The following is an 11,396-nucleotide window of genomic DNA, read 5'->3' as shown; positions in this document are numbered from 1 at the left end:
GATGAGAGTTCTTGCCCACGGCACCCTTGTGGTGTCCTGCCAGGCCGGGCCAGGCAATCCGTTCTACTCGCCCGACGCGATGGCGCTGATGGCCCGCGCGGCCGAGGCGGGCGGGGCCGGGGCGATCCGGGTGAACGGGGCGCTCGACGTGGCAGCGATCCGGGCAGTCACGGACCTGCCGATCATCGGGCTGAACAAACTCGGCGATCCGGCCGGCGTATTCATCACCCCGACGTACGACTCGGCCGTCGGGGTGGCCCGGGCCGGGGCCGACCTGATCGCGCTGGACGGCACGATGCGGCCGCGGCCGGCCGGGCAGCGGCTGGACCAGCAGATCGCCCGGATCCACGAGGAGCTCGGCGTACAGGTACTGGCCGATGTGGACAGCGTCGACGCGGGTCTCGCGGCCCGTGCGGCGGGCGCCGACCTGGTCGCGACCACGCTGTCCGGGTATACCAATGGCACGTCGCCGACCGGACCTGACGTCGAGCTGGTCCGGCAGCTCGCGGCGAAGCTGGACTGCCCGATCGTTGCCGAAGGCAGGATTCGTACGCCCGAACACGTCCGCGCTGTGTGCGATGCGGGCGCGTACGCCGTCGTGGTCGGTCACGCGATCACGAATCCGATGGACATCACGGCCCGATTGGTCGAGGCGATCCCGGGTACATAGGCCATCCGAGTGGTCTAGCCCACCTTGTCGACGAGGGTCGAATCCTCTTCCGCGCGAGTGCCGGGCGGCGTATCCATGACGCAACTCAACCCTGGGAGAGGACGCGACACATGAGCATTGCCGGCAAGGTCGACCGCCGTACCCTCCTCCGCGTGGCGCTGGCCGCGCCCGCCGTTGCGGCGCTCGCCTCCTGTGCGAAGCCGGTCGCCGACAAGTCCGCGCCGGCCGCGAGTACCGGCGCCTCGGTGGACGGCTCGAAGCCGCTGGAGTTCTTCAACTTCGACGGCGGCTACGGCAAGGAATGGACCACGATGCCACTGGACCTCTACCGCAAGGAGTTCCCGCAGGCGGAGGTGAAACTGACCAGCGGCCAACAGCTCCAGCAGCAGCTCCAGCCCCGGTTCATCCAGGGCAACCCGCCCGACCTGATCGAGAACGTCGGCCTCGACGGCGCCACCCTGGCCGCCAAGAAGCAGGTCATGGACATCGGCGCGCTGCTCGAGATGGACGCGTACGACGAGCCCGGCAAGAAGGTCAAGGACACCCTGCTGCCGGGCGTCGCCGAGGCCGGCCGGTACGACGGCGTGAAGTACGAGATGCCGTACGTGTTCGGCGTCGGCGGGATCTGGTACAGCAAGCCGCTGATGGACAAGCACGGCTGGACCTACCCCAAGCACTGGGACGAGATGCTCGCACTCTGCGAGGAGATCAAGAAGACCGGGATCGCGCCGTGGACCTACCAGGGCAAGTTCCCCGGCTACCTGACCAACCCGATGCTGATGACGGCGTACAAGGCGGCCGGGCCGGACCTGAAGAAGAAGGTCGACAACCTCGAGCCGAACGCCTGGCGGGATCCGGCCCTGATCCAGGCCGCCGAGGGCTACCAGGAGCTGGCCGCGAGGGGCTACCTGCTGGAGGGTTCGCAGGCGCTGTCGCACACGCAGTCGCAGACCTACTGGGCGCAGGGCAAGGCCGTGTTCATCCCGTGCGGCGGCTGGCTGGAGAACGAGCTGGGCGCCATCGCGCCCAAGGACCTCGGCATGACGATGGTGCCGGTCCCGGGCTGGTCGAAGGACGACAAGGCGCCGTTCGAGACGGTGACCGGCGGCCCGGGTGGGGCCCTGATCGTGCCGGCCAAGGCGAAGAACCCGCAGGGCGGCCTGGAGTTGCTGCGGATCATCCTGTCCAAGCAGTGCATGAAGAACTTCACTCAGGTGACCAAGTCGCTGACCGTGGTGCAGGGAGCGTCCGACGGCGTCGAGCTGTCGTCCGCGAACAAGTCCATGCAGGACGTGATCACCGCCGCCGGCGCGAACATGTTCGCCGACTGGTCGTTCCGGCTCTGGTACAAGAAGCTGCTCGACAACTCGGACAAGGCGATGGCGGCGCTGATGAACCGCGAGGTGACGCCGGACGAGTGGAGCAAGCAGATGCAGAAGTACGCCGACGAGACCGCCAAGGACTCGTCGATCAAGAAGTTCCACGTCTGACATGCACCACGGCAAGTACCGGTTCGTCCTCAGCCTGCTGCTGGTCCCGCTCGGCTTGTACGCGGTGTTCGTGGTCTCGCCGTACGTGCAGGCCTTCCCGATCGCGTTCACCGACTGGGAGGGCCTGTCGGCGGACTACCACTACATCGGGTTCGACAACTTCGTCACGCTGTTCCACGACTCGGTGTTCTGGGTGGCGCTGCGGCACAACCTGTTCCTGCTGGTCAGTCTGCCGGTGATCATCGTCACGCTGTCGCTGTTCTTCTCCGCGATGCTGAACTACCGCGGCGGCGTACCGGGCGCGAAGTTCTACAAGGTCGTGTACTTCTTCCCCAGCGTGCTGTCGATCGCGGTCGTCGGCGTGCTGTGGCAGTTCGTCTTCGAGCCGCGGAACGGATTGCTGAACGGGTTCCTGCGGGCGATCGGGCTGGACCGTCTGGCCCAGCTGTGGCTCGGCGACGGGAGGACCGCGCTCGGCTCGATCATGGCTGTGGTCGTCTGGGGTGGCGTCGGCTTCTACGTCGTCCTGTTCACCGCGGCGATGGCGGCGATCCCGCGGGAGTTGTACGAGGCGGCGCTGCTCGACGGCGCCGGCGCGTTCCAGTCGTTCTGGCGGCTGACGCTGCCGCTGATCTGGAACACCGTCCAGGTCGCGCTCGCGTTCCAGGTGATCGGCGCGCTGGACCTGTTCGCGCTGGTGAAGATCCTGTCGGTCGGGCCGGGTGGACCGGGCGACGCGACCCAGGTGATCTCGCTGTACATGTACACGAACGCCTTCACCTACGGGAAGTTCGGTTACGCCTCGGCGATCGGGGTAACGCTGTTCGCCATCAACATGATCCTGACCCTGCTGACGTTCCGGCTGACCCGCCGCGAGCGGGTCGAGTACTGAGGAGCACAGGTGGCCACACTGACGGATCCGGCCCGGATCGACGCCGCCCCGGCTCCCGCCGTACCGGACCCACCGACAGGGCGGACCGTGGGATCGCGGGTGCTGGGCGGCACGTCGCAGGGGTTCGTGCTGGTCTGGGGCGCGATGGTGGTGTTCCCGCTGCTCTGGGCGGTGCTCAGCTCGTTCAAGTCCGACGCGGACATCTTCAAGAGTCCGTGGAGTCTGCCGTCGGTGTGGCACTGGGACAACTTCTCCCGGGCCTGGAACGAGTCCCACATCGGCACGTACTTCTTCAACAGTGTGATCGTCGTCTGCGGCGGCGTACTGCTGACCCTGCTGCTGTCGTCCGCGGTCGCGTACGTGCTCGCGCACTTCGAGTTCCCGGGCAGCCGGCTGCTGTACTACGTCTTTGTTGGCGGCATGGTGTTCCCTGGGTTCATGGCCCTCGTGCCGTTGTTCTTCGTGGTTCAGAACCTGGGTCTGCTCAACACGTACCTCGGCCTGATCCTGGTGTACGCGACACACGGCATGTCGTTCTCGGTGTTCTTCCTGACCGCGTTCTTCCGAACGCAGTCCAAGGAACTCGCCGAGGCGGCGCTCGTCGACGGCTGCTCACACTGGGGTGTGCTGTTCCGGATCATGCTGCCGCTGGCCCGCCCCGGTCTGGTCAGCATCGGCATCTTCCAGTTCCTCGGGATGTGGAACGAGTACCTGCTCCCGCTGGTGCTGAACACCGACGAGAGTCGCTACCTCGTCACCCAGGGTTTGGCGAACATCGCGGTGACGCAGGGGTACCACAGTGATTTCTCCGGCCTGTTCGCCGGACTGACCATTTCGATCCTCCCCGTGCTGGCGGTCTATCTTGCCTTCCATCGACAGATCAGCACCGGTATGACCGCTGGAGCCCTCAAGTGACCGATCTCCTGCTCGCCGCGACGTCGCTCGACGTCACCCCGCCGCCCGGGCACCGCCTGGACGGGTACGCGGCCCGGACCGCTCCCGCGACCGGTGCCGCGGACCCGTTGCGAGCCACCATCATCTGGCTCGGTACGGCGGACGACCCCGGGGTGCTGTGGCTGACTCTGGACGCGATTGCTGTGGGCAAGCAACTGACCACGGAACTGGCCGCGGCCGCCGCCAAGGTGGCCGGGATCCCGCCGGCGAACGTCGTGGTGTCCGCGTCGCACACGCACTCCGCGCCGTCCGGATGGACCGGCCAGATCCACCCGGTCATCCCGGCGGAGCGGGAGCGGGTGCTGTACGAGGCGCTGAGCGCGTCGATCGCCAATGCAATGTTGGAGCGCCGTCCCGTGACGGCTTCCTGGCGATCGATCGAGGTGGTCGGGGTCGGCACCAACCGGCACCGGCGGAACGGTCCGCACGACAACACCGCCGGCATCCTCGCGCTCCACTCCCACGACGGCTCGCTGGAGGCGATCCTGCTGGACTTCGCCTGCCATCCGACAACCCACGGCCCGGAGAACCTGCAGTACTCCGCCGACTGGCCCGGCGCTGCTCGTGCAGCACTGGCACCCGCGGTGGTCGGTTACCTCCAAGGTGCCGCCGGCGACGTCAGTCCGCGCTTCACGCGCCAGGGCCGCGGCGCCGTCGAGGTCGCCCGGTTGGGCGGTCTGCTCGCGTCCCGGGTCCGCGAGGCCTTGGCCGGCCCGGGCCTCGAGCTGCCCCGGTCGGCTCCGGTCATCCGCCGTACGACGATCAGCCTGCCGGTCCGCGATCTACCCTCGGCCGACGATCGGGCCTCGGCCGTCGCGACGGCCGAGCGATCCTTGCGTGACGGCGTCGACGACCCGTCGTCCCGGATCGCGCAGACCCGGCTCGACGGTGCGCGCGGCCAGGCGCTGATGGCTGCTGCATCGCTGCCGGAGACGCTGGACCTGCCGGTCAGCGTGGTGACGATGGGCCACGTGTGCTGGGTCAACCTGCCGGTCGAACTGTTCGCTCTGCACGGCGCCTGCCTGCAGGCGGACAGTACGCACCCGATCACCCGCGTCGTCGGCTACACGGACGGCTACTACGGCTACATCGTCGACCCGTCCGCCGCCGACTCCGGCGCCTACGAAGCCCTCATCACCTTCTTCGACCAGCCCACCACCAGCCGCCTCCTCTCCGAAACCGCCGCCTTCGTCAACAGGTAGCTCGCACGGGCCGTGGGTTTGGGCAGGAACCAGGGGCAACCAAATTACTTCCGGCGCCGATGTAACGCTCCGTGTTCCCAAACCGATGTGACCCCGGAAGCTCCTCCCGGTCTAGTCCGGCAGGACACCACAACGGGGGCGCTGGCGGTCGGTTGCCAGGTGCAACGTCCGGGTTTCGATGCCCGGCGCCCCACGATCCGGCCACGCGGGCCGGACACCAAGAGGGGGAGCACGATGCACAAGCACACTGGCCGCGCTGCGGTACTGGGGGTGGCGGCGATCGTCGCCACGGTGGGGCTGACTGGGGGTGCGTCCGCGAGTCCTGCACCGGCACCGCGTACGGCTGCGGCCGTCGTCCCGGGGCCGAACACCGTCGGCACGGCGCAGCTGAAGAACCAGGCGGTCACTGCCGCGAAGATCGGCCCGTCTGCGGTGTGGGGTTCGATGATCCACACCAACACCATCCCGCTGGACCGGATGGGCTGGGACTTCCGGCAGGCCATCGCGGCGGCCGACGTCAGCAAGGCCGACGCCATCAAGAGCAGCACCCAGATCAAGGCCGGGACGATCGACGAGTCGGACCTGAACGCGGCCCTGAAGGCGAAGATCGACGGCCCGGCCGGAGCGACGTACCTGAAGAACTGGGGAGAGATCTTCCGCAACACGATCGGCAACGCGCGGGCCGAGCTGGGGCAGTCGTCGTCCGGTGAGGGCCTGAACTTCAACATCCCGACCGGCCAGGACGCCGTCATGTGGGGCAACGAGGCCGACTTCGCGGGCAAGCCGGTTGCGGGTGCCCTGTCCGCGGTCAAGTACGAGGTCTTCCAGACGGGTGAGAACTCCGCGATCGCGGGCAACATGCCGTCGATCAAGTTCGAGATCTCGAATCCGGCGACGGGCGCGACGTACACGACGCTGGTCTACACGCCGGACAACTCGGCGTCGAACGCCTGGACCTCGATCGACGCGAAGGCCGACACGGGGAGCCACTGGGGCTTCACCGGTACGTACTTCAACACCGGCACGGACCGGTGCGGCATCAACGGTTCGCGGTGCACGCTGACCGAGGCGCTGTCCAAGCTGGGCGACGACGCGAAGTTCATCTCCGCCGGCGTCGGCAAGGGCCGGGACAACGCCTGGCACGGCGCGATCCGGTCCCTCACCATCGCCAACACCACCTACAACTTCACCGCCGCTGGCGTACTCGCCGCCAACTGACGGCCGGCGACTAGCGATCTCGTCGACTTTGTGCACCGCGTGCGTACCGATCCGCCGCTGGGATGCGGATCCGGTGCACAAAGTCGACGCTGAACAGGACGTGGTGGGCGCGGGTTAGAGGGCCAGCTCCGGTTGGAGCTTTTTGGCGGGCCAGACTCGTTGGGTGCGGGCGGCTAGGGTGAGGCCGCTAGGGCTACGGCGAACCATGTGGCCAGCCAGGAGGTCGCGGCCTAGGGAGGTGCCGGGGCCGCCGTACATGAGGTGGCGGACGCCGTCGATCGCGTAGCTCATCGGGAGCGCGTGGTGGAAGAAGTACAGCGGCGCCGGGATCGTCTGCCACGGGAAGGTACCGCCGGCGCTGACCAGCTGGATCACCATCAGGACCAAGCCGAGGAACTTGCCGACGGCACCGAACCGAGATCTCCGAGACCAGCGGGATGCGGATGAGTGTCCCGGCGGAGCAGTTCGTCCGGCTCGTCATCGCCGTACACGAAGGTGCGCGGTCACAAAGCCTGCTGGAGCCCCGGAAGGTCCCGGCCGGCTCGCTCGAACGCACCTTCCTGCCGATGGTCCTGACCGCGGTGACCGACTAGTTGACCTTCACGCTCACCGTGTGGAGGCCGGTCGAGCCGTTCGGCGCGGGTGGTGCCGAGGCCTCGACCTGTGGGTTGCCCTTGGCATCGAACGCGCGGGACTGGAGCATGTGCATCCCGTGCGGCGCGTTGTCCCAGGTCCAGTGCCACTGCCGCCAGGTGTCGATCGACGCGTCCGTCGCCAGTGTCGCCTCGTGCCACGGGCCACCGTCCACCCGGACCTCGACCTTGGATACCCCGACGTGCTGGTCCCACGCGACCCCGGCCACCGTGACCTGACCCGCCGGCACCTCCTTGCCACCCGGTACGTCGATCCGCGACGACAACTTGATCGGCCCGAGCGCCGACCAGCCGCGCGGCGTCCAGTACGCCTCGAACTGGTCGAACCGGGTCACCTCGATGTCCGTCAGCCACTTCGTCGCGGACACGTATCCGTACAGCCCGGGCACGACGATCCGCACCGGGAACCCGTGCTCGACCGGCAACGGCTGCCCGTTCATCGCGTAGGCCAGCATCGCCTGACGATCGTCGAGCAGCGTGCTGAGCGGCGTTCCCGCGGTGAAGCCGTCCTTCGACGTGGACTGGATCGCGTCGGCGTCCGCAGACGGGCCGGCCTCCTGCAGCAGGTCCTTGAGCAGTACGCCGGACCACAGCGCGTTCCCGATCAGGTCGCCGCCGACCTCGTTGCTCACGCAGGTCAGCGTCACCCACTTGTGCAGGACCGGGTGCTTCAGCAGGTCGTCGAAGCTCAGTTCGATCTCGTGGTCGACCATGCCGTGGATGCGCAGTTTCCAGTCCGACGGCAGGATCTGCGGCACCGACAGCGCCGTGTCGATCCGGTAGAAGTCGTCGTTCGGGGTGACCCACGGCACCGCGCCCTCCGCCTGCGCACCCGCCGGCGCGTCGAGGCTCGGCGGTTTCGGCAGGTTGAGCGCCTTCCGTGCATCGGCGACGGCGGCACGGTTCCCCGAGACCACCCGGCCGAGCAGGCCAACCGCCGCCGCGCCGATCGCGACTCCGGCCGACAACTGCAGGAATCCGCGCCGGCTCACGCCGTCGTCGAGTCCTTGGAGGAGCGGCTCGAGCCGCCTGCTGAAGAGCCGCAGAATGATCAGGGCCGTGATCCCGGCGACCGCTGACGGCAGGAACCCGGTCTGCCCGGCGTCCGCCCGCGTCGCCGCCGCGATCACCGCCGCCCCGGTCAGTACGACGATGATCAGTGCGCCGGCCCAGTAGCGCCGTACCGCGAGAATGCCGCCGATCGCGGCCAGGGCGAGCAGGACGATCACGATGCCGACGCGCAGCGCGGTCTTGTCGTTGGTGCCGAACCAGGAGATCGCCAGGTCCTTGAGCCACGGCGGGACCCGGTCGATGAACGCCGACCCGATCGCCACCACGGGTGTCTGCGAGGTGCCGAGGAGGCCGGCGGCCACGCTCCCGGCCGCCAGTCCGGACACAGCGGCGAGGATGCCACCGAGGGCACCACGCCAGCGGATCCCGTTCCTGTTCTCGGTACGACGTTGGGGCACCCGCGGCTGGTCGACGAGTTGCTGGTTCACCTCTCAACCATTACGCGGCGGGGCGCCCGGCACCAGCCGGGCGCCCCATCCGTTAGTCGCGGGTAATACAAATATCGAGTTTTGCCCCGGATACTGCGTCAGATGCGCTCGGGAGAGATCGGACCCAGCGATGGCCGGCCGTTCGGCCAGCGGCGGGCGTTGTCGCGAACCCGGCGCAACTTGCCGAGCACAACCTCCCGCTCGTCGGCCAGTTGGGACATCCAGAGGCTGTCGATCTCCAGGAGGTGATCCGGCAGTGCTTCGCGCAACCGCCGCTTCCCCTCCTCGGTGAGAACCGCGAACGAACCGCGGGCATCGTCGGGACAGGGTTCCCGGCGTACCAGACCGAGGTTCTCGGCGCGGTCGACCAGCCGGGTGATGCCGCCGGTGGTGACGGTCAGCTCCCGGGCTAGAGAGGTGAGACGCTGCTTCTCCCCGTGACTGCGGGCCAGCCGCAGCAACAGTTCGAACATTGCCATTTGCAGACCACTGCGCTTGAGGGAGTGACGCATCACATGATCGAGTTCGGCCGCTGCTTCTCGCAGCAGACCGTACGCGGTGAGGACGTCGCTTTCCCATGGTTCCGCGGCGCGGGTGGGTTCTGCATCGGCGAGCGCTAGGGGCGAGCAAAGCGAAGGCGCGATGGTCATGCGCGGACTCTATTAGCTGACTAGGTCACTTCGCTACACGGGGTGACCTTTCGGCTACAGATCGACCTTGAACCGACGAGTTCTGAGCGTAACCCGGCCACCGCCGAGCGCCCTCGGCGGGATCCGGTCTAGCGCGGTGCGGACGGCGTACTGCCACTCGGACCCTTCCTTTCGCGACGGGGTTCGCGGGATCCGCCGGCCTGGGAGAGCGGACCGAAGGACGAGGTCGGAGTGGTCGATCCGCCGCCCTGCTCACCGGCCGAGTGCGCCGCGGCGCCGGCCAGACCGCCGGCGAACTTCCGCGCGCCGTTCACCATCCCGCCGGCCGCGACGACGCCGGGATGCGACCCGACTCCGACCGCGCCCGACGCACCACGGCCCGAGGATCCACCGCCGGACCGGCCCGATCCGCCGCCCCCTCGGCCGAAGACCGAGCGGCCGACACCGACGGCCCCGGTCGCCATGCCGCCCGGATCGGCCACTGCGCTGCCCATCCCCGAACCGCCGCCGGCCACCGCGGCAGTGACCGGAACCAGGAAGCGGAGCAGGGCCGGTAGCGCGAAGATCGCGAGGAACAACATCATCAGGCCGGTGGTGGTCTGCACGAAGCTGTTGCCGGACTGCCCGATGCCGCTCTCGTTCATCTTCAGCGCGGCCGCGTAGATGAGCGCCGCGGCCGGCTTGTACGCGATGAACGCCAGCGACCAGCCGCAGTACTTGCGGAACCAGGACCGGCCGATCTCGGTGTTGGTCGCGGCCGCGGCGAGCGGGAACGTGCCCGCCAGCAGGATCAGCATCGCGGACCGGATCACCATCAGCACGACCTGGATCAGCGCGGCCAGAATGACGGCGACGCCGGCGAACATCATGATCAGCGTGGCCGGCTTCGTTCCCGTCACGGTGCCCAGGCTGCCTTGCAGCATCACGTCGGCGAGTGCGGTGGCCAGCGTCGTGTCGTTGGGATGCGCGGAGCGGATGATCGCCTCCGCGAGCTTGTCCGACCACTCGGCCAGCAGTTGCAGTGTCGCGGACCCGGCCGCCCCGACGGCGACGAACACCATTGTTGCCTTGAGCAACTCTTGGAGCGGCCGGGCGCGTTGCTCCCAGGCCAGCCGCATCCCGGCGACCAGCACCGCGACGGTGAAGATGGCCGCCGACACCCACAGCACGTTGCCCTGGAGGAAGTCGACGATCGCGCTGTTCCGCGGACTCGAGCTGTCCGCGCCGACCGAGAGCGCCGGGCTCGGCTGGTGGATCCAGAAGGTCGCGATCGCCTGGATGCCCTCGTACGCCGCTTGTCCGATGCTCTTCGCGATCTGCTCCAGTGCATTGCCGGCGACGTCGTTCAGACCTCTGCTGATGCGGCACTCGATCTCCGTCGGCCCACACATCAGACACCGCTCCACGGCACGAAGTCGCTCAGGTCCCGGTGCTGGGAGTACGGCGCTCCGACCGCCCCGCCGGGAGGTGGTGACTGAAGGCGCCAGTCGCCGTCGTACCAGCGCATGGTCAGCGTGATGCTCATGTACGCCGACTCGACCGGAAGTGCGAGCATGATCGTGGCTCGGTCCCCGCCGGCGTCGAGCACGCGGAAGCCGGCCACCTGCGAGGCAGCCGAGCCGGATGGCTCCGACTCGCTCTGCGCACGCGTCAGGGCCTCGGTGTCCGGACCCGGGACCATGAGTTTGCGGATCGTGGCGAGCGCCTGCTCCTGGTCGGCGAAGGCGGCGACCACGTTGTAGGCAGCGAAGACGGCGCCTGTCGGTGAGTGGGCGAAGCAATGCCGGAAGCCGTCGGGATCGGTCCGGGCAGGTCCGGTCGCGCTCGATCGCGGTACGACGACGCGACGGCTGACGTCCCAGGCATCCGCGGTCGGCGGCTTCGTCGGGATCGTCTGATCACCACCGGGCGGACCGCAGTTGCCCTCTCCAGTTGCGGCAGGCTGGGAGTCGGGCGCCGCGGACGCCGCGGGTGGTGCTGTGGGTGCGGTTTGCGCCGCCGCCTGATGGTCGTCGTCCGAGGTCAGAGCGCTGACCAGCAGCAGAGCGCCGCACAGCAGCACCGCGCTGACGACCACACAGGCGGTGACGAACCCGCGTCCGAACGGTGACTTGTCTTCGTGCTCCGGCCTCATGGATCAAGGCTGGCAAAGATCGGCCGATCGCCGC

Annotated in this window: 12 protein-coding genes; 7 read left to right on the top strand and 5 right to left on the bottom strand. The window is 68.3% G+C overall.

All coding sequences use genetic code 11. The features are described 5' to 3' along the window. Position 1: 1 nt before the first annotated feature. From OG817_RS37115 to OG817_RS37090, 6 genes are all read left to right on the top strand, one after another. Positions 2-670 (top strand): N-acetylmannosamine-6-phosphate 2-epimerase, encoded by a 669-nt coding sequence (locus OG817_RS37115; RefSeq protein WP_406049602.1) that lies wholly within the window; start codon positions 2-4, stop codon positions 668-670. A gap of 110 nt (positions 671-780) precedes the next feature. Next, positions 781-2,160, top strand: a complete 1,380-nt coding sequence (ngcE, locus tag OG817_RS37110; RefSeq protein ID WP_406049600.1) for an N-acetylglucosamine/diacetylchitobiose ABC transporter substrate-binding protein — start codon at positions 781-783, stop codon at positions 2,158-2,160. Between the two features lies 1 nt (position 2,161). After that, a complete protein-coding gene (locus OG817_RS37105) occupies positions 2,162-3,052 on the top strand; it encodes a carbohydrate ABC transporter permease (protein WP_406049598.1) in 891 nt (296 codons plus the stop codon). A 9-nt stretch (positions 3,053-3,061) separates the two neighbouring features. After that, entirely contained in the window at positions 3,062-3,967 is a 906-nt protein-coding gene (locus OG817_RS37100) for a carbohydrate ABC transporter permease (RefSeq protein WP_396394358.1), read from the top strand. Beyond that, positions 3,964-5,208: a hypothetical protein gene (locus OG817_RS37095; RefSeq protein WP_406049596.1), complete on the top strand. Its 1,245-nt coding sequence runs from the start codon at positions 3,964-3,966 to the stop codon at positions 5,206-5,208. The genes OG817_RS37100 and OG817_RS37095 overlap by 4 nt, the downstream gene beginning before the upstream one ends. Before the next feature lie 234 nt (positions 5,209-5,442). Next, entirely contained in the window at positions 5,443-6,426 is a 984-nt protein-coding gene (locus tag OG817_RS37090) for a hypothetical protein (protein ID WP_406049594.1), read from the top strand. Positions 6,427-6,540: 114 nt separating this feature from the next. On the opposite strand, the gene OG817_RS37085 is transcribed toward OG817_RS37090, so the two are convergent. Beyond that, complete coding sequence (locus OG817_RS37085; protein ID WP_406049592.1) at positions 6,541-6,804, bottom strand: hypothetical protein; 264 nt, start codon at positions 6,802-6,804, stop codon at positions 6,541-6,543. Positions 6,805-6,869: 65 nt separating this feature from the next. Between OG817_RS37085 and OG817_RS37080 the strand changes: the two genes are divergently transcribed. Beyond that, positions 6,870-7,019, top strand: coding sequence for a hypothetical protein (locus OG817_RS37080; RefSeq protein ID WP_406049590.1), 150 nt, complete (start codon positions 6,870-6,872; stop codon positions 7,017-7,019). On the opposite strand, the gene OG817_RS37075 is transcribed toward OG817_RS37080, so the two are convergent. The 4 genes from OG817_RS37075 to OG817_RS37060 all read right to left on the bottom strand — a co-directional run bounded on the left by OG817_RS37075 (position 7,016) and on the right by OG817_RS37060 (position 11,362). Next, on the bottom strand, positions 7,016-8,578 hold the full coding sequence (locus OG817_RS37075) for a molybdopterin-dependent oxidoreductase (RefSeq protein ID WP_406049588.1): 1,563 nt from the start codon (positions 8,576-8,578) through the stop codon (positions 7,016-7,018). The genes OG817_RS37080 and OG817_RS37075 overlap by 4 nt on opposite strands. 98 nt (positions 8,579-8,676) lie before the next feature. Next, positions 8,677-9,228, bottom strand: a complete 552-nt coding sequence (locus OG817_RS37070; protein ID WP_396394353.1) for a MarR family winged helix-turn-helix transcriptional regulator — start codon at positions 9,226-9,228, stop codon at positions 8,677-8,679. A gap of 128 nt (positions 9,229-9,356) precedes the next feature. Beyond that, positions 9,357-10,619, bottom strand: a complete 1,263-nt coding sequence (locus OG817_RS37065; RefSeq protein WP_406049586.1) for a type IV secretion system protein — start codon at positions 10,617-10,619, stop codon at positions 9,357-9,359. Beyond that, positions 10,619-11,362: a hypothetical protein gene (locus OG817_RS37060; protein ID WP_406049584.1), complete on the bottom strand. Its 744-nt coding sequence runs from the start codon at positions 11,360-11,362 to the stop codon at positions 10,619-10,621. The genes OG817_RS37065 and OG817_RS37060 overlap by 1 nt, the downstream gene beginning before the upstream one ends. Between the last annotated feature and the right edge of the window lie 34 nt (positions 11,363-11,396).

This window comes from Kribbella sp. NBC_00889, assembly GCF_045207705.1.
Classification (GTDB): domain Bacteria; phylum Actinomycetota; class Actinomycetes; order Propionibacteriales; family Kribbellaceae; genus Kribbella.
This window is presented reverse-complemented; position numbering and strand designations above follow the sequence as displayed.

Coding starts and splice junctions, on each gene's coding strand:
- OG817_RS37115 (WP_406049602.1), top strand. CDS start 2: ATGAGAGTTCTTGCCCACGGCACCCTTGTGGTGTCCTGCCAGGCCGGG.
- ngcE (WP_406049600.1), top strand. CDS start 781: ATGAGCATTGCCGGCAAGGTCGACCGCCGTACCCTCCTCCGCGTGGCG.
- OG817_RS37105 (WP_406049598.1), top strand. CDS start 2,162: ATGCACCACGGCAAGTACCGGTTCGTCCTCAGCCTGCTGCTGGTCCCG.
- OG817_RS37090 (WP_406049594.1), top strand. CDS start 5,443: ATGCACAAGCACACTGGCCGCGCTGCGGTACTGGGGGTGGCGGCGATC.
- OG817_RS37085 (WP_406049592.1), bottom strand. CDS start 6,804: ATGGTGATCCAGCTGGTCAGCGCCGGCGGTACCTTCCCGTGGCAGACG.
- OG817_RS37080 (WP_406049590.1), top strand. CDS start 6,870: ATGAGTGTCCCGGCGGAGCAGTTCGTCCGGCTCGTCATCGCCGTACAC.
- OG817_RS37070 (WP_396394353.1), bottom strand. CDS start 9,228: ATGACCATCGCGCCTTCGCTTTGCTCGCCCCTAGCGCTCGCCGATGCA.
- OG817_RS37065 (WP_406049586.1), bottom strand. CDS start 10,619: ATGTGTGGGCCGACGGAGATCGAGTGCCGCATCAGCAGAGGTCTGAAC.
- OG817_RS37060 (WP_406049584.1), bottom strand. CDS start 11,362: ATGAGGCCGGAGCACGAAGACAAGTCACCGTTCGGACGCGGGTTCGTC.